We start from the raw sequence: 20,745 nt of genomic DNA, 5'->3' as shown, positions 1-20,745 counted from the left end.
AGGGGTGCGGGCTAGGGTGGCCACCGTACAAGCACTCGCGGGAGCCCGGACGCACCGGGCTGAGAGGGAGGCTGGCGGCCTCCGACCGTACGAACCTGATCCGGGTCATGCCGGCGAAGGGAGGGGCTGGACGCCCATGTCGTCACGTACGTCCGATACGTCCGACGTCCTCGTCATCGGGGGCGGCATCATCGGCCTGGTCACGGCCTGGCGCGCGGCGCGGCGCGGGCTCGCCACGGCCGTGGTGGACCCCGAGCCCGGCGGCGGAGCCGCGCGGGTCGCGGCCGGAATGCTGGCCGCGGTCACCGAACTGCACTACGGCGAGGAGGAGTTGCTCGCCCTGAACCTGGAATCGGCCCGCCGTTACCCGGACTTCGCGGCCGAGCTGACCGAGCTGACCGGCCACGACCTCGGCTACCGCCGCTGCGGCACCCTCCAGGTCGCGCTCGACGCCGACGACCGCGCCCATCTGCGCGAACTGCATGCCCTGCAGCGGCGCTGCGGCCTGGAGTCGGAGTGGCTGTCCGGGCGGGAGTGCCGGCGCCTGGAGCCGATGCTGGCGCCCGGGGTGCGCGGCGGGCTGCGGGTCGACGGCGACCACCAGATCGACCCGCGGCGGCTGGCGGCGGCCCTGGTGGCCGCGTGCGAGCGGGCGGGCGTGGTGTTCCACCGCGCGTGGGCCGAGCGGCTGGACGTCGTACGGGACCGGGCCGCCGGGGTCACGCTCGCGGACGGCACCGCTCTGAGCGCCGGGCAGGTGGTGCTCGCGGCCGGGAGCATGAGCGGACGGCTCGCGGGCGTGCCGGAGGCGCTGCTGCCGCCGGTGCGGCCGGTGAAGGGGCAGGTGCTGCGGCTGACGGTGCCGCGCCGGTACGCGCCCTTCCTGAGCCGCACCGTGCGGGCCATCGTGCGCGGCGGCCATGTGTATCTGGTGCCCCGGGAGGACGGCGAACTGGTCGTCGGCGCGACCAGCGAGGAGCTGGGCTGGGACACGACGGTCACCGCGGGCGGGGTGTACGAGCTGCTGCGCGACGCCCATGAGCTGGTGCCGGGCATCACCGAACTGCCGCTCACCGAGACCCGGGCCGGTCTGCGCCCCGGCTCCCCCGACAACGCGCCGCTGCTCGGCCCGTCCGGGCTCGACGGGCTGCTGCTGGCCACCGGGCACCACCGCAACGGGGTGCTGCTCACGCCGGTCACCGGGGATGTGATGGCCGAGGTGCTGGCCAGTGGCCGGCTCCCGGAAGAAGCCCGTCCGTTCACGCCGCGGCGCTTCGGCGCCGCCGTCCTCATGGAGCAGCCCGCATGAGCATCTCCGTCACTGTGTCCATCTCCGTCAACGGAGAGCGCCGGGAGATCGTTCCGGGTACCGCTCTCGACGCCGTCGTACGGTCGCTGGCCCCGTCGCCCTCCGGGGTGGCCGCCGCCGTCAACGAGACCGTCGTCCCGCGCGCGCAGTGGGCGACCACGGCGCTGGCCGCGGGCGACCGGGTCGAAGTCCTCACCGCGGTTCAGGGAGGCTGACCATGGCCGACGATCCCTTGGTCCTCGGGGGTACGGCCTTCTCGTCACGGCTGATCATGGGTACGGGCGGTGCGCCCAGCCTGGAGGTGCTGGAGCGGGCGCTGGTCGCCTCCGGTACGGAGCTGACGACGGTCGCGATGCGGCGGGTGGACCCCTCCGTGCACGGTTCGGTGCTGTCGGTGCTGGAGAGGCTGGGCATCCGGGTGCTGCCGAACACGGCGGGCTGTTTCACGGCGGGCGAGGCCGTACTGACCGCGCGGCTGGCGCGGGAGGCGCTGGGCACGGATCTGATCAAGCTGGAGGTCATCGCCGACGAGCGGACGCTGCTGCCGGACCCGGTGGAGCTGCTGGAGGCGGCGGAGACGCTGGTCGACGACGGGTTCACGGTGCTGCCGTACACCAATGACGATCCCGTGCTGGCGCGGAAGCTGGAGGACGTGGGCTGTGCGGCCGTCATGCCGCTGGGGTCGCCGATCGGGTCCGGGCTCGGGATCCGCAACCCCCACAACTTCCAGCTGATCGTCGAGCACGCGCGTGTGCCGGTGATTCTGGACGCGGGGGCCGGTACGGCGTCCGACGTCGCGCTGGCCATGGAGCTCGGGTGTGCGGGGGTGATGCTCGCCTCTGCGGTGACCCGGGCACAGGAGCCGGAACTCATGGCGGCGGCGATGCGGCATGCCGTGGAGGGGGGCCGGCTGGCTCGGTTGGCCGGGCGGATTCCGCGCAGGCACTTCGCCGAGGCGTCGTCTCCTGCGGAGGGCCTGGCCGTGCTGGATCCCGAGCGTCCTGCGTTCTGACCCGGTACCGCAGCCACCCACCGCCCGCCCACCCGCGCACCACCCGTGACCGCCCACCGGAGGGCTGGACCTTCCCGTGGGGCACCGTCACCGCCGGCGGCCGCGGGTCGCGGGGGCGGGCGGCAGTGGAACGCCTGCCCGTCGGCGGCCGCGGGCCGTGTGGGCGCGGGCGGACGGCACGGGCCGCAGGCGCTGCAGCGGCGGCCGCGGATCGCCTGAGCCGTCGGCGGCCGCGAGTCGCAGGGGCGCGGGCAGGCGGCACGGGCCCTAGGGGCCGCGAACTGCACAGGTGATTGGGGGGCGGCAGCGAGCAGCCTGGGCAGTGGGCGGCACCAGCCCGCAGCCCGAACGCCAGGCGGCACCAGCCGAGCCGGGGCACGGCGGCGAGCGGCGCCGGCCGAACTCCCGGACGGCGGGCGGCGCCGGCCGAACTCCCGGACGATGGGCGCCACCAGCCGACCTCCCGGACGGCGGGCGGCGCCGGCCGAACTCCCGGACGGCGGGCGGCGCCGGCCGAACTCCCGGACGGCGGGCGGCACCGGCCGACCTCCCGGACGATGGGCGCCACCAGCCGACCTCCCGGACGATGGGCGCCACCAGCCGACCTCCCGGACGGCGGGCGGCACCGGCCGACCTCCCGGACGGTGGGCGGCGCCGGCGGCGGTCGGCGCGGGGTGGGTGGCTCGTAGAGGTTGGGCCGGGTTCGTGTGTCGCGTCACAGGTCGGCTTCAGTGGCTGGGGGAAAGCGGTCTCGGCGGGGGAAGTGTCGGTGCGTCCTCGTAGACTCCCCTGCGTGGATACGACCCTTCAGGACCCCCTCGTCGGGCAGGTGCTCGACGGCCGTTATCGCGTCGACGCGCGGATCGCGGTCGGCGGGATGGCCACGGTCTACCGGGCCCTGGACACCCGTCTGGACCGTGTGCTCGCGCTGAAGGTGATGCACCCGACACTCGCGGCCGACGGATCCTTCGTGGAGCGGTTCATCCGGGAGGCGAAGTCCGTCGCCCGGCTGGCGCACCCGAACGTGGTGCAGGTCTTCGACCAGGGGACCGACGGGTCGTACGTGTACCTGGCGATGGAGTACGTCGCCGGATGCACCCTGCGGGACGTGCTGCGCGAGCGTGGGGCGCTGCAGCCCCGCGCGGCCCTCGACATCCTCGAACCCGTCCTCGCCGCGCTCGGCGCCGCGCACCGGGCCGGGTTCGTGCACCGGGACATGAAGCCCGAGAACGTGCTGATAGGCGACGACGGGCGGGTCAAGGTCGCCGACTTCGGGCTCGTGCGGTCCATGGACACCCAGACCAGCACGACCGGCACCGTGCTCGGGACCGTGTCGTATCTCGCGCCCGAGCAGATAGAGCAGGGCACCGCCGATCCGCGTGTCGACGTCTACGCGTGCGGTGTCGTCCTCTACGAGATGCTGACCGGCGGCAAGCCGCACTCCGGGGACTCCCCCGCCCAGGTCCTCTACAAGCACATCCACGAGGACGTGCCGCCGCCCTCGGCGCTGGTGCCGGGGCTGCCGTACGAGCTGGACGAGCTGGTCGCCTCGGCGACCGCGCGCACCCCGGACCTCCGGCCGTACGACGCCGTGGCACTGCTCGCCCGGGCGCGCGAGGCACGCCAGGGGCTGAGCGACGAGCAGCTGGACGCGGTGCCGCCGCAGGCGGTCGCCGCGGAGCACGACAACGCCGGCGACCGTACGAGCGTGATACCGCGCTCGCTGACGGTGCCGCGGCCGCTGCCCGTCAACGAGGAGGAGCCGGCCGGGGGTGCCGCCCGGCACACCACCCGGCTGCAGGCGCCGCCTGTGCCGCCCCGGCGGTCGAGGCGGCTGGTGCTGACGATCGTCGCCGCCGTGCTGGTGGTGTTCGGCGTGGGCGCCGGGGTCTGGTACATCAACTCGGGCCAGTTCACGAAGGTTCCGCCGCTGCTGTCGAAGACCGAGGCACAGGCCCGGGACCGGCTGGAGTCGGCCGGTCTCGAGGTCGGGCAGGTCAAGCGCGAGTACAACGACACCGTCCAGCGGGGCACGGTCATCGGCACCGACCCCGCGCCCGGCGCCCGGATCCGCGACCACGACTCGGTGACGCTGACCGTGTCGCTGGGCCCGGAGACGGTGAACGTGCCGGATGTCACGGGCCGCCCCCTGGCCGAGGCGCGGGCCCGGCTGAAGGCGGACGGACTGGAACCGGGCATGGTCACCCAGCAGTTCAGCGAGGACGTCGCCCAGGGTTCGGTGATCGCCACCACGCCGCAGGCCGGCACCAAGCGGCACGCCGGGTCGGCGATCGCGCTGACCGTCAGCAAGGGCCGCCCCGTCGACGTGCCGGACGTCACCGGTGACGATCTGTCCGACGCCAGGCAGCAGCTCACGGACGCCGGCCTGAAGGTGAAGATCGCGGCCCAGCAGGTCAACTCCGAGTACGACAAGGGCAAGGTGGCCCAGCAGACCCCGGGCAACGGCAGCCAGGCCGCCGCGGGCGACACGGTGACGCTGACGCTGTCCAAGGGCCCGGAGATGGTCGACGTGCCGGACGTGGTCGGCGACAGCGTCGACGACGCCCACAAGGCGCTGGAGGGCGCCGGGTTCAAGGTGGAGGAGGACCGCGGCCTGCTCGGGCTGTTCGGCGACACCGTGAAGAAGCAGTCGGTGCAGGGCGGCGACAAGGCGCCCAAGGGGTCGACCATCACGATCACCATCCGGTGACGGTGACCAGGGCACACACGGCGTGGACGGACCGCCTCATGGCCGGGCCCGGAGGGCTTCGCTCGGCGCCGCTCCGGCCGAACGGCGCGCCCGGGGCACGGGCCGCTGGGCCGGCAAGGGCGGCGGGGGCCGGGACCGGGCCTGCCGGGCCATGGGGATCACTCATGTCACCCCCGCGTCCCGCGGTCGTACCCTGACCGGGGGCGTCCCCGCACGTCCTGGCATGCTGGGTGAGCCATGACCTCACCATCTTCGTCTTCGCTCTCGCTCCCGGCCGCCCCCGCGCGCAACCCCGTCGGCGGCCATGTCCCCGTGGCCGGCGGCCTGCACTCCGTGGGGCTGTCGTACGCCCGTGAGCTGCGGGCGGAGACCGTGCAGGTCTTCGTGGCCAATCCGCGGGGCTGGGCCACGCCGGCCGGGAATCCCCGGCAGGACGAGGCCTTTCGCGCCGCCTGCGCGGAGGAGTCGATCCCGGCGTACGTCCATGCCCCTTACCTGATCAACTTCGGCTCGCACACCGAGGCGACCGTGGAGCGGTCGGTGGAGTCGCTGCGGCACTCCCTGCGGCGGGGGCGGGAGATCGGTGCGCTGGGTGTGGTCGTGCACACCGGGAGCGCGACCGGCGGGCGGGCCCGTGAGGTGGCGCTGAAGCAGGTGCGTGCGCACCTGCTGCCGCTGCTGGACGAGCTGACGCACGACGACGACCCGTTTCTGCTGCTGGAGTCGACGGCCGGGCAGGGTGCCTCCCTGTGTTCCCGCACCTGGGACTTCGGTCCGTACTTCGAGGCGCTGGACGCGCACCCGAAGCTCGGGGTCTGCCTCGACACCTGCCACATCTTCGCGGCCGGCCACGACCTGACCGGCCCGAGCGGCATGCACCAGACCCTGGACCTGCTCGTGGACACCGTCGGCGAGGGCCGCCTGAAGCTGATCCACGCCAACGACTCCAAGGACGTGGTCGGCGCCCACAAGGACCGGCACGAGAACATCGGCGCCGGCCACATCGGCGAGGACCCGTTCCGGGCCCTGATGACCCACCCCGCGACCGAGGGCGTACCGTTGATCATCGAGACGCCCGGGGGCAAGGCGGGGCACGCGGCGGACGTCGAGCGGCTGAAGAAGCTCAGGGACGGCTGACGGCACCCGGCCGGTTCACAGCTCCGGCCCCTGCCCCGGCTCCTCCTGGTAGGAGTACCGCTGTTCCTTCCACGGATCGCCGATGTTGTGGTAGCCGCGTTCCTCCCAGAAGCCGCGGCGGTCGGCGGTCATGTACTCGACGCCGCGGACCCACTTCGGGCCCTTCCAGGCGTACAGGTGGGGCACGATCAGGCGGACCGGGAAGCCGTGCTCGGCGGTGAGGAGTTCGCCGTCCTTGTGGGTCGCGAAGATCGTGCGGTCGGAGGCGAAGTCCGACAGACGGAGGTTGGAGCTGAAGCCGTACTCGGCCCAGACCATCACATGGGTGACGTCCGGCGCCGGCGGGGCCAGGTCGAGGATGGTGCGGGCGGGGATGCCGCCCCACTCCGCGCCGACCATGCTGAACTTGGTCACACAGTGCAGATCGGCCACCACGGTGGTGTACGGCAGGGCCGTGAACTCCTCGTGGTTCCAGAGGTGCTTGTCACCGTCGGCGGTGGCGCCGAAGACCCGGAACTCCCAGCGCTCGGGGCGGAACTTCGGGACGGGGCCGTAGTGCGTGACCGGCCAGCCGCGCTGGAGACGCTGACCCGGCGGAAGCTCGGACCCTGCCGTTGCTCCAGACTCTCGCTCCACCGGATGACCCATGTATCCATCCTGACAGACCTCGGGCAGTGCCCTTGACCATGAGTCGACCACGCATCCACGGACCGGACAATTCACATCAAGCAAGCACTTACTTACTAAGTGCGCACTTACTGGACGATCTTCGTCACCGGTGCAATCATGCGGCCGCACACCCCCGTGTTTCCCGTGCGGAAGGAGCCTCTGCGATGCAGGGCGACCCCGAGGTCATCGAGTTCCTCAACGAGCAGCTCACCGGCGAGCTGACGGCGATCAACCAGTACTTCCTGCACGCGAAGATGCAGGAGAACTTCGGGTGGTACAAGCTCGCCAAGTACACACGGCACGAGTCGTTCGACGAGATGAAGCACGCGGAGGTGCTCACCGACCGGATCCTGTTCCTGGAGGGGCTGCCGAACTACCAGCGGCTGTTCCATGTGCGCGTCGGGCAGACCGTGAAGGAGATGTTCGAGGCCGACCGGCAGATCGAGGTCGAGGCGATCGACCGGCTGCGCCGGGGGATCAAGGTGATGCGCGAGAAGGGCGACATCACGTCCGCCAACATCTTCGAGGACATCCTCGCCGACGAGGAGCACCACATCGACTACCTCGACACCCAGCTGGAGCTGGTGGAGAAGCTGGGCGAGGCGCTCTACATCGCACAGGTCATCGAGCAGCCGGAGAGCTAGGCGGCTTCCGGGAGCCCGGTCTCCGGGAGATCGGCTTCCGGAAGATCGGCTTCCGGGAGCGCGGAGAGGACCGGCCTGCCCTGGTCGGCCAGCTCACGCCGCGGGCAGGCGCCCCGGCCGAGGAGGGCCTGGATCCGACGGACACAGGAGCCGCAGTCCGTGCCCGCCTTGCAGGCGGAGGCTATCTGGCGGGGGGTGCAGGCACCGTCCTCCGCGTGCTGCTTGACCTGGGCCTCGGTGATGCCGAAGCAGCTGCAGACGTACACGCGGATTCACCTCCCGACGGGATCGCTCTCTTGACTGCCATCCCCTTGATCGGTGAGGCAAACCTAACCTTACCCGCCGCACCGGGCCCGCAAAAGTAGGGAAGGGCGCGGATCGGTTGTGATCCGCGCCCCAGATCGCCCACAGGCCCTACGGCTCCACGGTCCTACTGGTCCCGGTACATCTCCGCGACCAGGAACGCCAGGTCCAGCGACTGGCTGCGGTTCAGCCGCGGGTCGCAGGCCGTCTCGTAGCGCTGGTGCAGGTCGTCGACGAAGATCTCGTCGCCGCCGCCCACGCACTCGGTGACGTCGTCGCCGGTCAGCTCCACGTGGATGCCGCCCGGGTGGGTGCCGAGCGCCTTGTGGACCTCGAAGAAGCCCTTGACCTCGTCGAGCACGTCGTCGAAGCGGCGGGTCTTGTGCCCGGAGGCCGCCTCGAAGGTGTTGCCGTGCATCGGGTCGGTCACCCAGGCCACCGTCGCGCCGGACGCCGTGACCTTCTCCACCAGCTCGGGAAGCTTGTCGCGGATCTTGTCGGCGCCCATCCGGACGACGAAGGTCAGCCGGCCCGGCTCCCGCTCGGGGTCGAGGCGGTCGATGTACTGCAGCGCCTCCTCGGCCGTCGTCGTCGGGCCGAGCTTGATGCCGATCGGGTTGCGGATCTGCGAGGCGAACTCGATGTGCGCGTGGTCCAGCTGCCGGGTGCGCTCACCGATCCACACCATGTGCGCGGAGACGTCGTACAGCTTGCCGGTGCGCGAGTCGACCCGGGTCAGGGCGGACTCGTAGTCCAGCAGCAGCGCCTCGTGCGAGGAGTACAGCTCGACGGTCTTGAACTCCTCCGGGTCCGTGCCGCAGGCCCGCATGAAGTTCAGCGCGTTGTCGATCTCGCGCGCGAGCTGCTCGTAGCGCTGGCCCGACGGCGAGGTCTTCACGAAGTCCTGGTTCCAGGCGTGCACCTGGCGCAGGTCCGCGTAACCACCGGTGGTGAAGGCGCGCACCAGGTTCAGCGTGGACGCCGAGGCGTGGTACATGCGCTTCAGCCGCTCGGGGTCCGGGATGCGGGACGCCTCGGTGAACTCGAAGCCGTTGACGGAGTCGCCCCGGTACACCGGGAGCGTCACGCCGTCGCGGGTCTCGGTCGGCTTGGAGCGGGGCTTGGAGTACTGCCCGGCGATGCGGCCGACCTTCACCACGGGCACGGCGGCCGCGTAGGTGAGGACGGCACCCATCTGGAGCAGCGTCTTCAGCTTGTTGCGGATGTGGTCGGCGGACACCGCGTCGAAGGCCTCGGCGCAGTCGCCGCCCTGGAGGAGGAACGCCTCTCCCTTGGCGACGGCCGCCATCCGGGCGCGCAGCTGGTCGCACTCGCCCGCGAAGACGAGCGGCGGATACGACTCGAGGTCCGCGATCACTGCGCGCAGAGCCTCGGGGTCGGGGTACTCGGGCTGCTGCGCCGCGGGCAGGTTTCGCCAGGTGTTGCCAGCGCTCGGGCTGGTCTTAGCGTTCACGGTCACCTCGTAAACATTACGGGGTTGCATCGCATGCCCCATCTTCTGGCTCGAAGAGTGAGACGCGAGGGTTGTCCTGTGGACCGGGGGACGGCTGCGGTAGGGTTTGCGCCATGTTCGCGCTTTCGATCCAGAACTGGTGGTGGACCGCTCATCCGGCGGCCCACTGACTGCGCGTACGCAAGACTTCGCGAAGGCCGCCCGAGGGGCGGCCTTCGGCGTGTCCGGGGTCGTTCCTCACCGACATCGACGGAAGAGGACCCATGGACCTGGCACAGCTCCTGCACGACGACCGCCCCTTCGCCCTGCTCCGCCGCCGCACCCCGGGCCGCGACGAGCACACGGTGGAGATCCTGCTCGGCCCGGTGATCCGCCGCGACCGGCTCGCCGACCTGCCCGACGAGGGGCTGGCACTGGTCCCGTTCCGGCAGATCCGCGAGCGCGGCTTCGACGTCCGCGACGACGGCACCCCGCTGCTGGTCCTCACCCCCGAGGAGTCGTACGAGCTCCCGCTCGACGTGGCGCTGGCGCAGCTCCCGGCGCGCGAGGTGCGCGTCGAGGGCGGCGGCTTCGACGTCGGCGACGCGGAGTACGGCGAGATCGTCGGGCGGGTGCTCGCGGAGGAGATCGGCCGGGGCGAGGGCGCGAACTTCGTGATCCGGCGCACGTACGAGGGCGAGATCCCGGGGTTCGGCCGCGCCGACGCGCTCGCCCTGTTCCGGCGGCTGCTGGAGGGCGAGCGGGGCGCGTACTGGACGTTCGTCGTGCACACCGGGGACCGCACGCTGGTCGGCGCCAGCCCCGAGGTGCACGTCCGGATGTCCGGCGGCACGGTCGTCATGAACCCGATCAGCGGGACCTACCGCTATCCCGCCGAGGGCCCGACCCCGGAGCATCTCCTGTCCTTCCTCGCCGACGGCAAGGAGATCGAGGAGCTGTCGATGGTGGTCGACGAGGAACTGAAGATGATGTGCACCGTCGGCGACATGGGCGGGGTGGTCGTCGGGCCGCGGCTGAAGGAGATGGCGCACCTCGCGCACACCGAGTACGAGCTGCGCGGGAAGTCCTCCCTGGATGTGCGGGACGTGCTGCGGGAGACCATGTTCGCGGCGACGGTGACCGGGTCGCCGGTGCAGAACGCGTGCCGGGTGATCGAGCGGCACGAGGCCGGTGGGCGCGGCTACTACGCGGGCGCGCTGGCGCTGCTCGGCCGGGATTCCGGGGGCGCGCAGACCCTGGACTCCCCCATCCTGATCCGCACCGCCGACATCTCCGCCCAGGGGCGGCTACGGGTCCCGGTCGGGGCGACGCTGGTGCGCGGCTCGGACCCGGCGGGCGAGGTCGCGGAGACGCACGCGAAGGCGGCGGGCGTGCTGGCGGCCCTCGGGGTACGGCCGTCCCGGCCGCGTGAGGAGCAGGACCGGCCCCGGCTGGCCGACGACCCGCGGGTGCGGGCGGCGCTGGACGGGCGGCGGGCCGCGCTCGCGCCGTTCTGGCTGCGGATGCAGGAGCGTTCCGCGGCTGTGGAGGGGCACGCCCTGGTGGTGGACGCCGAGGACACCTTCACGGCGATGCTCGCGCACGTGCTGCGGTCGAACGGGCTGGACGTCACCGTCCGGCGGTACGACGAGCCGGAGCTGCGGGAGGCGGTGCTCGCCCATGAGGGGCCGGTCGTCCTCGGGCCCGGGCCCGGTGACCCCTCCGACCTCGCCGACCCGAAGATGCGGTTCCTGCGAAAGCTGGCCGCCCGGGTGATCCGGGAGCACCGGCACGGCGTGCTCGGAGTATGCCTGGGGCACGAGCTGATCGCGGCGGAACTGGGCCTTGCGATCGTGCGGAAGAAGGTGCCGTACCAGGGCGCGCAGACCACGATCGACCTGTTCGGGCGGGCGGAGACCGTCGGCTTCTACAACAGCTTCGTGGCCCACTGCGACGAGGAGGCGGCACGGGAGCTGGCCGCACACGGGGTGGAGGTGAGCCGGGCGGAGAACGGGGAGGTGCATGCCGTACGAGGTCCGGGCTTCGCCGGGGTGCAGTTCCACCCGGAATCGGTGCTGAGCCTGAACGGGGCCACGGTCGTACGGGAGCTGATGGGTCAGCTGCGCCGCACGACCGTGTAGCCGTCCGGGGCCACCGTCAGCCGAAGAACACCCCGACCTCTTCGTACAGCTTCGGGTTCACCGTCTTCAGCTTGGCGGTGGCCTCCGAGATCGGGACCCGGACGATGTCGGTGGCGCGCAGGGCGACCATCGTGCCGAAGTCGCCGTCGTGGACGCAGTCGATGGCGTGCAGGCCGAAGCGGGTGGCGAGCCAGCGGTCGAAGGCACTGGGCGTGCCGCCGCGCTGGACATGGCCGAGGACCGTGGTCCGGGCCTCCTTGCCGGTGCGGCTCTCGATCTCCTTGGCCAGCCACTCGCCGACCCCGGAGAGCCGGACATGCCCGAAGGAGTCCAGCGAGCCGTCCTTGAGCACCATGTCGCCGTCCTTCGGCATGGCGCCCTCGGCGACGACCACGATGGGCGCGTACGACGCCCGGAAGCGGGAGGTCACCCAGGCGCAGACCTGCTCGACGTCGAATCGCTGCTCGGGGATGAGGATGACGTTGGCGCCGCCGGCCAGGCCGGAGTGCAGGGCGATCCAGCCCGCGTGCCGGCCCATCACCTCCACGACCAGGACCCGCATATGGGACTCGGCGGTGGTGTGCAGCCGGTCGATGGCCTCGGTGGCGATGTTGACGGCGGTGTCGAAGCCGAAGGTGTAGTCGGTGGCCGACAGATCGTTGTCGATCGTCTTGGGCACCCCGACGCACGGCACCCCGTACTCGTCGGACAGCCGTGCGGCGACGCCCAGGGTGTCCTCGCCGCCGATCGCGATGAGGGCCTGTACGTCCAGTTTGGCGAGGTTGTCCTTGATCCGGCGGACGCCGTTCTCCGCCTTGAGGGGGTTGGTGCGCGAGGAGCCGAGAATGGTGCCGCCGCGGGGCAGGATGCCGCGCACCGCGGGGATGTCGAGACGGACGGTGTCGCCCTCGAGGGGACCTCGCCAGCCGTCCCGGAAGCCGACGAAGTCATAGCCGTACTCCTGCACGCCCTTGCGGACGATGCCCCGGATGACGGCGTTGAGCCCGGGGCAGTCGCCGCCTCCGGTCAGTACTCCCACCCGCATGGAAAAGTCCCTTCACCGCGGTTCCCTGACAGAGAGTCACGCTAATGGTGATTCGCGTCACATCGGGAGAGGCGGGACGGGTGATTCCGGCGTGTACGGCGTGTACGGCTCCGCAGCGGGCCCGGCTCGTCGACGGGCCCTACTCGTCGTCCAGTCCGCGCTCTATGGCGTACCGCACCAGCTCGACCCTGTTGTGCAACTGCAGCTTGCCGAGGGTGTTCTGCACATGGTTCTGGACCGTGCGGTGGGAGATGACGAGGCGTTCGGCGATCTGCTTGTAGCTCAGGCCCTTGGCGACCAGCCGCAGCACCTCCGTCTCCCGGTCCGTCAGCCGGGGCGCGCCGGGCTCGTCGGCCTCCGGGGCCGGGGCGGGCTCGGCGGCCAGGCGCCGGTACTCGCCGAGGACCAGTCCGGCGAGGCCGGGCGTGAACACCGGGTCGCCGACGGCGGTACGGCGCACCGCGTCCAGCAACTCCTCGGTGGAGGCCGACTTCAGCAGATAGCCGGTCGCGCCGGACTTCACCGCCTCCAGCACGTCCGCGTGCTCACCGCTCGCCGAGAGGACGAGGACGCGCAACGCCGGGTTGTGGGCGACGAGTTCCTTGCACACCTGGACGCCGGGCTTGGCGGGCAGGTTGAGGTCCAGCACGAGGACGTGGGGGACGGCGGCCTTGGCGCGGCGGACCGCCTGCTCGCCGTCGCCGGCGGTGGCGACCACGTGGAAGCCGGACTCGGTCAGGTCCCGGGCGACCGCGTCGCGCCACATGGGGTGGTCGTCCACCACCATGACCTTGATCGGGTCCTGCTGCTCGCTCATCGACGCCCCGCCTTCGCGTTCTTCGGTACCTTCAGTTCCACTTCCGTGCCCTGCCCGGGGACGGAGACCAGTTCGGCGCTGCCGCCCAGGTCGCGCAGCCGTCCCCGGATCGACTGGGCCACACCGAGCCGCCCCTCCCCCTGGGCCTGGGCGAGCCGGCCCTCGGGGATGCCGGGGCCGTCGTCCCGGACGGTCACGAGGACCTCGTCCGGCTCGTCCTCGACCAGGATCCAGGCCCGGGCCCGCTCGCCCGCGTGCTCGCGCACGTTGTCCAGGGCGGCGCCCACCGCGGCGGCCAGCTCCCGCGCGGCCGGCCGGGGCAGCTCGACCGGCGCGCCGGGCTCGGCCAGGCTGACCCGGGCCCCCGCGTAGGGCGCCAGCAGGATGCGCAGGTCGACCGGTCCGTCGTCGTCGGGCTCCTCCACCACGCGTACGACGGCTCCCGCGGAGGCGTCCTCCGACACCCGGGAGACCGGCAGCAGACCCCCGGAGACCAGCGTGCGCAGCGCCACCTCCTGCTCCCCGGCGAGCCGCCCCAGCTCCGCCGCCTCGCCGCCGATGACCGCGCCGCGCCGCTGCACCATCGCCAGCACCTGGAGCACGCTGTCATGGATGTCCCGGGCCAGCCGCTCCCGTTCCCGGGTCGCGGCCTCGATCTCCAGGGCGCGGGCGAGGGTGCGCTCGGAGGCGCGGGCGACCTCCACGACGTAGCCGACGGCGATCGAGGCCACCCAGACGAGGATCAGGCTGTGCACGGTGTCCCGGGCGGGATGGCCGCGTTCGACCAGGTTGGCCAGCGCGACCGGCGTGGAGGCCGCGGCGGCCCAGCGCCAGCCGCCCTTGATCGCGAAGGCCAGCACCGCACCGCCGGTCCATATCGACGGCAGCGTGGGGCCGCCCGCGATCCGCTGATGGCTGTCGGCGAGCGGGGTGACCAGGACGCCGGTGAGGGCGACGGTCAGGTCGACGGCCAGGAAGCGCTTGGTGCAGCTCGCCGCGTTGCGCACCCTCGGCAGGGTGGCGAGGGTCCAGACGAACAGGACGGCGAAGTAGCCGACGGCGACCCAGGGGCGCGTGTAGAGGCCGTGCCTGGTGGCTCCCAGACCGATCGCGTACAGCATGGTCAGGACGCGGTAGCCGGCGAGCGCGCGCCACAGCGGCAGCTCGACCGACATCCTCATCACGCGCTCGCGCCTGGCCATGTCCCCCCGTCCCCGGCCCCTCCCTCAGGCCTCCGCCTTCTTGTCGGCTTCCTTCTTCTCGGCCTCCTTGGCCGCCTTCGCCGCCTCCGCGATCTGCCGCTTGGCCGCCGTCGCGTACATGTCGACGTACTCCTGGCCGGACAGCTTCATGATCTCGTACATGACCTCGTCGGTCAGGGCGCGCAGCACGAAACGGTCGTGCTCCATGCCGTGGTAGCGGCTGAAGTCCAGCGGCTTGCCGATGCGGATGCCGGGCCGCATCAGCTTCGGCACCACCTTGCCGGGCGGCTGGATCTTCTCGGTGTCGATCATCGCCACCGGGATGACCGGAGCGCCGGTGGCGAGCGCCACGCGCGCGAGGCCGCCGGGCTTGCCCCGGTAGAGCCGACCGTCCGGCGAGCGGGTGCCCTCGGGGTAGATGCCGAACAGCTCGCCGCGCTCCAGCACCTCTATGCCGCTCTTGATCGCGGCCTCGCCGGCGCCGCGCGCCCCGGAGCGGTCCACCGGGAGCTGTCCGACGCCCTTGAAGAAGGCCGCGGTCAGCCGGCCCTTGACCCCGGGGGTGGTGAAGTACTCGGCCTTCGCGATGAAGGTGACCTTGCGGTCCAGGACCGCGGGCAGGAAGAACGAGTCCGAGAAGGACAGGTGATTACTCGCCAGGATGGCGGGACCTGAAGTCGGTATGTTCTCCAGGCCCTCCACCCAAGGTCTGAAGGCGACCTTCAGCGGCCCCCCGATGGCGACCTTCATCGTGCCGTACAACACCCGCTTGCCTCCCGTTTCCGTCGAACAGACCTTAACCCTTCAGGACCGCCAAAGGCCCCGACGACCCTGGTCGGTGTCAGTGCGGTCGCGTACGGTGAAGCACATCCGCACGTTTCCCTCACGCCGCCACCGGTCACCGGTGGGGGCCCTCTTCAGGAACAGGAGCGTCGAAGGTGCCGGTCCTCCCCGGAGCCGAGCCGTACCGCCACGAGGGCGGGGAGGTGGGGGTCCTCCTCTGCCACGGTTTCACCGGCTCGCCCCAGTCGCTGCGCCCCTGGGCGGAGCACCACGCGGCGCACGGCCTGACCGTGTCGCTCCCCCTGCTGCCCGGCCATGGCACCCGCTGGGAGGACATGCAGGTCACCGGCTGGCAGGACTGGTACGCGGAGGTGGACCGCGAGCTGCGCCTCCTCGCCGAGCGCTGCTCGCAGGTGTTCGTCGCGGGCCTGTCGATGGGCGGCGCGCTGGCGCTCGCACTGGCGGCCCGGCACGGCGAGCGGGTCGCGGGCGCGGTGGTCGTCAACCCGGCGAACAAGGTGCACGGCCTGTCGGCGTACGCCCTTCCGGTGGCCCGGCATCTCGTGCGGACGACGAAGGGCATCGCCAGCGACATCGCCAAGGAGGGCGCGGCCGAGCTGGGCTACGACCGGGTGCCGCTGCACGCGGCGCACTCGCTGCGGGTGTTCCTGCGCCGGCTGGACGGCGAGCTGCCCCAGGTCACCCAGCCCTTGCTGCTGCTGCGCAGCGCCCAGGACCATGTCGTTCCGGCGGCCGACTCGGCCCGGGTGCTGAGCCGGGTGTCGTCCACGGACGTGACGGAGATCGTGCTGGAACACAGCTACCACGTGGCGACGTTGGACCAGGATGCGGACCGGATCTTCGAGGAGAGCCTCGCCTTCATGGGCCGGCTCGCACCCAGTCTCGGCAAGGAAGGGACGGCCACAGGTGGCTGAGCACGAGTCCGACCGCGAGGGCCGCGAGCCGGACGAGCAGAAGGTGCCCTTCGACGAGGACGCCGCCTGGCGGGCCATCGTCGAGGGGTACGGCGAGGAGCCGGCCGACCCGCCGGGCGCCAGGCCCTTCAAGCCGGTGGAGGACCTCGCGCTGCCCGAGCCGGAGAAGGGCGCCGAGAGCGACACCGACAAGGCGCCGGTCCGGCCGCTGGGCAGCTCGGTCTCCTTCGCGCCCGGGGTCGGCCCGCGCGACCACAACCCGCCCGAGCCCTCCGAGGACGACTTCGACGAGGACGACGAGGGCCATTTCGTCCCCCCGGAGCCGCCGCCGCTGCCGGAGGCCGACGCCACCGCGAAGTTCGCCTGGCTGGGCGTCGTCGGCGGGCCGATCCTGCTGCTGCTGGCCGTGCTGCTCGGCTGGGACATGACCTGGTGGCTGACGACCCTCGGCATCGGCGGCTTCCTCGGCGGTTTCGCCACGCTGGTGATGCGGATGCGCACGGACGACGAGGAGGACGACGGACCGGGGCGGGGCGCGGTGGTCTGAACTTTGTACAAGTGCTGCGGGGCTCCTAGGGTGAGCCCATGCCGCGCGACACGCTCACCCAGGAACAGATCGTCCGGACCGCCGTGCGGCTGCTGGACGACGAGGGCCTCGAAGGCCTCAACATGCGCGGCCTGGGCAAGCGGCTGGGGGCCGCGGCGACCGCGGTCTACTGGCATGTGAAGAACAAGGACGACCTCCTGCTGCTCGCCGCGGACCGGGTGTGGCACGAGGTCGAACTGCCGGCGCTCGACGCGGACGACTGGCGGGGCACGGCCACGACGATGGCCGACCGGCTGCACGCGATGCTCGTACGGCATCCGTGGCTGGTGCAGGCGATCGGCTCCCATGTCCTCTACGGCACCGGCAAGGCCCGTTACGACGACCGTCTCCTCGGCGTCTTCGAGACCGCGGGGTTCACGCCGGAGGAGGCGGACCGGGCCGCCGGTGCGGTGGTGACGTACGTCCTGGGCAACGCGCTCGGCGCCTCCGCCGCCGCCTCCCTCACGCGGAGGCTGCGGCGGGCCGGGGCGGATGCCGAGGGGATGGTCTCGGAGACCCTGGCCAAGGCGGCGGAGGCGGCGGAGCCGTTTCCGCGGTTGCGGGAGCGGCTGGGGACGGCGGCGGCCGCGGAGTACGGGGCCGCGCCCGACGGCAGCTACGCGGCGGGGTTGCGGGCACTGCTCGACGGGCTGCGGCCGGGCGGGGCGGACACTGTGCCCGGTACTGCCTGAACGACCAGGGGCGCTGCTCGCTGAAAGGTGCCCACGGGGTGTCAGGCCCGGCTGAAAAGGCGCCCGGCCAGGTCGACGCCCGTCACCCTGCCGTCCTCCGCGCGGGAGAAACGGCCCCGCTGCCCCTTCAGGCCACCCTCCACAACGATGTACTCGTCCCCCGGCAGGAAGCCGATCGCCGCCGCCGGATGGTCCGGCGGCATCTCCGCGTCCGACGCCGCCCGGATCTCCGGCTTGATGCCGACGGCCAGGGTGAGCCGGCCGTCCTCCGCCGCGATGTCGAGATTCATGGCGTCGATCTCGTACCGCCCGGCGACCTCCCGCGCCCGCTCCTCGTCGTACGGCAGCGGCTCGGGTTCCCGTTCGACCACACTGAGGAACAGCTCCAGCGCCCGCTTCAGCACCGCCTGGTTGAACTGGTGGCCGTCCGGGCCGGAGTTGGCGAGGGAGACGACGGCGAAGTCGCGCTCCGGCACCAGCAGCAGCTCGGCGAACTGCCCGTTGCCCGAACCCCCGTGGCCGACCGTGCGCACGCCCTCCACGTCGCGCAGGAACCAGCCGATGCCGAAGGCGTCGCCGAGCGTGCTGCCCCGCAGTTCGACGGTGGGTTCCTTCATGCGGCCCAGCATCTCGGCGGTCAACAGCCCTTCTCCGTCGCCCAGTTGGAACCGCGCCCAGCGCAGCAGATCGCTCGCCGAGGAGACGACACCGCCGCCGGGGTTGTTGCCGCGCAGTCCGGCCCGCCGCGACTTCCAGGGGCGGGCGAGGGTGAGGGAGCCGTCCTCGGCGCGGTTGTGGCCGACGGCGAAGCGGCGGACCACGACGTCGTCCAGGTCGAAGACGGTGTCGGACAGGCCCAGCGGCTGAAGGACCAGTTCGGCCAGCGCCTGCTCGAACGGCAGACCGGTCACGTTCTCCACGACCCGGCCGAGCAGGTTGTATCCGGCCTGGCTGTAGGAGGCCCGGGCGCCGGGCGGGCCGATCAGCGGCAGCCGGTCCAGTTGTCCGACGAACGCGGCGAGCGAGCCGTCGCCCTCGTCAGTGCCGACCAGGTTCCAGTCCAGGCCCGCCGTGTGGTTGAGCAGGTTCAGCAGGGTGATCCGGGCGGCGGTCTCCTCGTCGGCGAGGCGCAGCTCGGGAACGTACCGGCGGACCGGCGCGCCGAGGTCCACCCTGCCCTGCCCGACCAGGCGCATCAGCGCGGTCGCCGTGAAGGTCTTGCTGACCGAGGCCAGGTGGAAGAGCGTGTGTTCGTCGATCGGCAGGGGGTGCTCCACGTTCGTCACGCCGTGGCCGACATGGATCTCCTCGCCACCGGTCAGTACGGCCACGGCGGCCCCCGGCACCCCGAACTCCTTCGCCGCGGTCTCCACGAACGCGGCCAGCGACTCACGCTCACCGGACATCAGGTTCCCCCTCCTGGCGGGTACTTGAACTAAGTACAGGTGCGACTGTAGGCGTCCCGCGCAGGGCCCGCAAGCCTTTCCTGTACTTCGTTCAAGCGGAGCTCACGCCACCGGTACGCGCAGGGCGGCGAGGACCGGGAGATGGTCCGTGGCGGCGATCAGGTCGGCCCGGGTGACGCCCGGCTGGCCGAGGGGCACGCCGCAGCCGAGCACCTCGATGCCCTTGGTCGCGAAGACGGCGTCGATGCGCTGCGGGGGCTCGCTGTGCGGCCAGGTGTCCGCGCCGCCCCAGGGGGCCACGGCCCGGCAGTCCTTCAGGCTCGCGGAGAGCAGGCGGAAGGCGGGGCCGTCGGGGCCTTCGTTGAGGTCGCCGCCTGCGATGGCGTGGTCCGCGCCCAGACCGGAGAGGCGGTCCAGGAGCAGCGCGGCCTGCTCGCGGCGTTCGTCCTTCTGCAGGCTCAGATGGCAGCTCAGCACGCCCAGCCTGGCCCCGCCGATACGGACCACGGCCGTGGCGAAGCCGCGCCGGTGGAGCCCGGGGGTGAGCGGCAGCAGCACGTCCTCGGTGCGCTCCACGGTGGCGCGCAGCGAGCAGAGGATCGCCGGGCCGGCCGCGGTGGCTCCGCCGGTGAGGATGACCTGGCCGGAGGCCGCGGCGAGGCGGGCGAGCTTCTTGCGCCAGCGGAAGAAGCGCGGGGCTTCCTGGATCAGGACCAGGTCGGGGGCGCATGCGGTGATGATCCTGGCGAGGGCGTCGGTGTCGTCGCGCATCGAGCGGATGTTGTAGCTCAGGACGCGGAGGACGGCGGAACCGTCGGATTCGGTACGGGAGTTGGGAAGCAGCGTGCTGGTCGCCATGCCGATCAACATACGACGATGCCCGCCCGTCCCGGGACCGGACGCGGCGGGCACTGTCGTAGGACCCCACTACATGATCGGGTCGGGCTCCCGGGCCAGGTCCGCCGCGCCGACGAGGCCCGCCTTGTTGCCGAGCTGGGCGGCGATCACGTCGGCCACCGGGCGCCAGTTGCCGCCGACCAGCCAGCGCTTGTAGGACTTGCGGATCGGGTCGAGGACCAGTTCGCCCTCCTCGGAGAGGCCGCCGCCGACGATGAACGCGGACGGGTCGAAGAGGGAGGCCAGGTCGGCCAGGCCCGCACCGGCCCAGCGGGCCAGCTCGCGGTAGGAGTCGACGGCCACCGGGTCGCCCTGGCGGGCGGCCATGGAGATGTGCTTGCCCTCGATGCCCTCGGGGGTGCCGTCGCCGAGGCCGAGCAGGATCTCGGCGTTCTCCGGGGTGGCGTTGGCGCGCTGCTTGGCGTATCTGACGAGCGCGCGGCCGGAGGCGTACTGCTCCCAGCAGCCCTGCGAACCGCAGCCGCACAGCAGGCCGTCCGGGACCATCCGGATGTGGCCGAACTCCGCGGCCACGCCGAAGTGGCCGCGGCGCAGCTTGTTGCCGATGATGATGCCGCCGCCGAGACCGGTGCCGAGCGTGATGCAGATGACGTTGCGGTGGCCCTTGCCGGCGCCGAATTTGTACTCGCCCCAGGCGGCGGCGTTGGCGTCGTTCTCGACCACGACCGGGAGGCCCACGCGGGCCTCGACCTTCTCCTTCAGCGGCTCCTGGCGCCAGTCGATGTTCGGCGCGAAGTACACCGTCGAGCGCTGCCGGTTGACGTAACCGGCCGCACCGATGCCCACGCCGACGATCTCGTGCCCGGCGCGCGCACCCTCCACCGCCGAGGCGATGGCGTCCACGATGGCCTCGGGCGTGGTGGGGGTCGGCACCTTGAAGGTCGAGAGGATGTTGCCTTCCTCGTCGACCACGCCGGCCGCGATCTTGGTGCCGCCGATGTCGACGCCGATGGTGAGTCCCATGAATCCCTCAGTTTCGGTCG

The 20,745-nt window shown here is 72.0% G+C and carries 21 protein-coding genes and 1 riboswitch; of the genes, 11 read left to right on the top strand and 10 right to left on the bottom strand.

Going from position 1 to position 20,745, the window contains the following annotated elements:
* The first annotated feature begins 27 nt into the window (after window positions 1–27).
* Window positions 28–139, top strand: a riboswitch (TPP riboswitch).
* From thiO to ACWDEN_RS13530, 5 genes are all read left to right on the top strand, one after another.
* Window positions 137–1,309, top strand: a complete 1,173-nt coding sequence (gene thiO / locus ACWDEN_RS13550) for a glycine oxidase ThiO (RefSeq protein ID WP_450858958.1) — start codon at window positions 137–139, stop codon at window positions 1,307–1,309. (Overlaps the previous riboswitch by 3 nt.)
* 14 nt (window positions 1,310–1,323) lie before the next feature.
* Window positions 1,324–1,524: a sulfur carrier protein ThiS gene (thiS, locus tag ACWDEN_RS13545; protein ID WP_351610013.1), complete on the top strand. Its 201-nt coding sequence runs from the start codon at window positions 1,324–1,326 to the stop codon at window positions 1,522–1,524.
* 2 nt (window positions 1,525–1,526) lie between these two features.
* On the top strand, window positions 1,527–2,321 hold the full coding sequence (locus tag ACWDEN_RS13540; RefSeq protein WP_351609937.1) for a thiazole synthase: 795 nt from the start codon (window positions 1,527–1,529) through the stop codon (window positions 2,319–2,321).
* A gap of 793 nt (window positions 2,322–3,114) precedes the next feature.
* The gene (pknB, locus tag ACWDEN_RS13535) at window positions 3,115–5,031 is read left to right on the top strand and encodes a Stk1 family PASTA domain-containing Ser/Thr kinase (RefSeq protein WP_450858956.1); all 1,917 of its coding nucleotides are present in this window, start codon (window positions 3,115–3,117) and stop codon (window positions 5,029–5,031) included.
* 237 nt (window positions 5,032–5,268) lie between these two features.
* On the top strand, window positions 5,269–6,168 hold the full coding sequence (locus ACWDEN_RS13530) for a deoxyribonuclease IV (RefSeq protein WP_351609942.1): 900 nt from the start codon (window positions 5,269–5,271) through the stop codon (window positions 6,166–6,168).
* A gap of 15 nt (window positions 6,169–6,183) precedes the next feature.
* Here ACWDEN_RS13530 and ACWDEN_RS13525 read toward each other — a convergent pair whose 3' ends face one another.
* On the bottom strand, window positions 6,184–6,816 hold the full coding sequence (locus ACWDEN_RS13525; RefSeq protein ID WP_351609945.1) for a sulfite oxidase-like oxidoreductase: 633 nt from the start codon (window positions 6,814–6,816) through the stop codon (window positions 6,184–6,186).
* Window positions 6,817–7,001: 185 nt separating this feature from the next.
* Here ACWDEN_RS13525 and bfr point away from each other — a divergent pair, with 185 nt between their 5' ends.
* Entirely contained in the window at window positions 7,002–7,481 is a 480-nt protein-coding gene (gene bfr, locus ACWDEN_RS13520) for a bacterioferritin (protein WP_351609948.1), read from the top strand.
* Here the strand turns inward: bfr and ACWDEN_RS13515 are convergent.
* A complete protein-coding gene (locus ACWDEN_RS13515) occupies window positions 7,478–7,747 on the bottom strand; it encodes a (2Fe-2S)-binding protein (RefSeq protein ID WP_450858953.1) in 270 nt (89 codons plus the stop codon). The two genes, bfr and ACWDEN_RS13515, sit on opposite strands and share 4 nt — an antisense overlap.
* Window positions 7,748–7,911: 164 nt before the next feature.
* On the bottom strand, window positions 7,912–9,264 hold the full coding sequence (locus tag ACWDEN_RS13510) for a class II 3-deoxy-7-phosphoheptulonate synthase (protein WP_351609953.1): 1,353 nt from the start codon (window positions 9,262–9,264) through the stop codon (window positions 7,912–7,914).
* A gap of 107 nt (window positions 9,265–9,371) precedes the next feature.
* Between ACWDEN_RS13510 and ACWDEN_RS13505 the strand changes: the two genes are divergently transcribed.
* Both ACWDEN_RS13505 and ACWDEN_RS13500 read left to right on the top strand, forming a co-directional pair.
* Entirely contained in the window at window positions 9,372–9,428 is a 57-nt protein-coding gene (locus tag ACWDEN_RS13505; protein ID WP_115913573.1) for a trp operon leader peptide, read from the top strand.
* Window positions 9,429–9,521: 93 nt separating this feature from the next.
* A complete protein-coding gene (locus ACWDEN_RS13500) occupies window positions 9,522–11,378 on the top strand; it encodes an anthranilate synthase family protein (RefSeq protein ID WP_351609956.1) in 1,857 nt (618 codons plus the stop codon).
* 16 nt (window positions 11,379–11,394) lie between these two features.
* Here ACWDEN_RS13500 and ACWDEN_RS13495 read toward each other — a convergent pair whose 3' ends face one another.
* From ACWDEN_RS13495 to ACWDEN_RS13480, 4 genes are all read right to left on the bottom strand, one after another.
* Complete coding sequence (locus tag ACWDEN_RS13495) at window positions 11,395–12,423, bottom strand: 6-phosphofructokinase (protein ID WP_450858950.1); 1,029 nt, start codon at window positions 12,421–12,423, stop codon at window positions 11,395–11,397.
* A 139-nt stretch (window positions 12,424–12,562) separates the two neighbouring features.
* Window positions 12,563–13,240 carry a response regulator transcription factor gene (locus tag ACWDEN_RS13490; RefSeq protein ID WP_351609962.1) on the bottom strand — a complete coding sequence of 226 codons (678 nt, stop codon included), beginning with the start codon at window positions 13,238–13,240 and terminating at the stop codon, window positions 12,563–12,565.
* Window positions 13,237–14,442: a MacS family sensor histidine kinase gene (gene macS, locus ACWDEN_RS13485; protein ID WP_351609965.1), complete on the bottom strand. Its 1,206-nt coding sequence runs from the start codon at window positions 14,440–14,442 to the stop codon at window positions 13,237–13,239. Before macS ends, ACWDEN_RS13490 begins: the two co-directional genes overlap by 4 nt.
* A gap of 24 nt (window positions 14,443–14,466) precedes the next feature.
* A complete protein-coding gene (locus tag ACWDEN_RS13480; RefSeq protein ID WP_351610016.1) occupies window positions 14,467–15,204 on the bottom strand; it encodes a lysophospholipid acyltransferase family protein in 738 nt (245 codons plus the stop codon).
* A gap of 176 nt (window positions 15,205–15,380) precedes the next feature.
* Between ACWDEN_RS13480 and ACWDEN_RS13475 the strand changes: the two genes are divergently transcribed.
* Genes ACWDEN_RS13475 through ACWDEN_RS13465 form a run of 3 tightly spaced genes read left to right on the top strand, consistent with a single transcriptional unit; the run spans window position 15,381 to window position 17,438 of the window.
* Entirely contained in the window at window positions 15,381–16,160 is a 780-nt protein-coding gene (locus tag ACWDEN_RS13475; protein ID WP_351609967.1) for an alpha/beta hydrolase, read from the top strand.
* Window positions 16,153–16,707: a hypothetical protein gene (locus tag ACWDEN_RS13470; protein WP_351609970.1), complete on the top strand. Its 555-nt coding sequence runs from the start codon at window positions 16,153–16,155 to the stop codon at window positions 16,705–16,707. Before ACWDEN_RS13475 ends, ACWDEN_RS13470 begins: the two co-directional genes overlap by 8 nt.
* A 38-nt stretch (window positions 16,708–16,745) precedes the next feature.
* Window positions 16,746–17,438 (top strand): TetR/AcrR family transcriptional regulator, encoded by a 693-nt coding sequence (locus tag ACWDEN_RS13465; RefSeq protein WP_351609973.1) that lies wholly within the window; start codon window positions 16,746–16,748, stop codon window positions 17,436–17,438.
* A 41-nt stretch (window positions 17,439–17,479) separates the two neighbouring features.
* Here ACWDEN_RS13465 and ACWDEN_RS13460 read toward each other — a convergent pair whose 3' ends face one another.
* The 3 genes from ACWDEN_RS13460 to ACWDEN_RS13450 form a co-directional block, all read right to left on the bottom strand.
* Window positions 17,480–18,844, bottom strand: a complete 1,365-nt coding sequence (locus ACWDEN_RS13460; protein ID WP_450858947.1) for a serine hydrolase domain-containing protein — start codon at window positions 18,842–18,844, stop codon at window positions 17,480–17,482.
* Between the two features lie 102 nt (window positions 18,845–18,946).
* Window positions 18,947–19,702, bottom strand: coding sequence for an endonuclease/exonuclease/phosphatase family protein (locus ACWDEN_RS13455; protein ID WP_351609978.1), 756 nt, complete (start codon window positions 19,700–19,702; stop codon window positions 18,947–18,949).
* A 69-nt stretch (window positions 19,703–19,771) separates the two neighbouring features.
* Window positions 19,772–20,725: an ROK family glucokinase gene (locus ACWDEN_RS13450; protein ID WP_351609981.1), complete on the bottom strand. Its 954-nt coding sequence runs from the start codon at window positions 20,723–20,725 to the stop codon at window positions 19,772–19,774.
* Between the last annotated feature and the right edge of the window lie 20 nt (window positions 20,726–20,745).

It is taken from the genome of Streptomyces sp. NPDC001153, from assembly GCF_053598315.1.
This window is presented reverse-complemented; position numbering and strand designations above follow the sequence as displayed.

Bases quoted from the DNA above. Each gene is read 5' to 3' on its own strand.
- thiO (WP_450858958.1), top strand. From the start codon at position 137: ATGTCGTCACGTACGTCCGATACGTCCGACGTCCTCGTCATCGGGGGC.
- ACWDEN_RS13540 (WP_351609937.1), top strand. From the start codon at position 1,527: ATGGCCGACGATCCCTTGGTCCTCGGGGGTACGGCCTTCTCGTCACGG.
- ACWDEN_RS13530 (WP_351609942.1), top strand. From the start codon at position 5,269: ATGACCTCACCATCTTCGTCTTCGCTCTCGCTCCCGGCCGCCCCCGCG.
- ACWDEN_RS13525 (WP_351609945.1), bottom strand. From the start codon at position 6,816: ATGGGTCATCCGGTGGAGCGAGAGTCTGGAGCAACGGCAGGGTCCGAG.
- bfr (WP_351609948.1), top strand. From the start codon at position 7,002: ATGCAGGGCGACCCCGAGGTCATCGAGTTCCTCAACGAGCAGCTCACC.
- ACWDEN_RS13500 (WP_351609956.1), top strand. From the start codon at position 9,522: ATGGACCTGGCACAGCTCCTGCACGACGACCGCCCCTTCGCCCTGCTC.
- ACWDEN_RS13495 (WP_450858950.1), bottom strand. From the start codon at position 12,423: ATGCGGGTGGGAGTACTGACCGGAGGCGGCGACTGCCCCGGGCTCAAC.
- ACWDEN_RS13490 (WP_351609962.1), bottom strand. From the start codon at position 13,240: ATGAGCGAGCAGCAGGACCCGATCAAGGTCATGGTGGTGGACGACCAC.
- macS (WP_351609965.1), bottom strand. From the start codon at position 14,442: ATGGCCAGGCGCGAGCGCGTGATGAGGATGTCGGTCGAGCTGCCGCTG.
- ACWDEN_RS13465 (WP_351609973.1), top strand. From the start codon at position 16,746: ATGCCGCGCGACACGCTCACCCAGGAACAGATCGTCCGGACCGCCGTG.
- ACWDEN_RS13460 (WP_450858947.1), bottom strand. From the start codon at position 18,844: ATGTCCGGTGAGCGTGAGTCGCTGGCCGCGTTCGTGGAGACCGCGGCG.
- ACWDEN_RS13455 (WP_351609978.1), bottom strand. From the start codon at position 19,702: ATGGCGACCAGCACGCTGCTTCCCAACTCCCGTACCGAATCCGACGGT.
- ACWDEN_RS13450 (WP_351609981.1), bottom strand. From the start codon at position 20,725: ATGGGACTCACCATCGGCGTCGACATCGGCGGCACCAAGATCGCGGCC.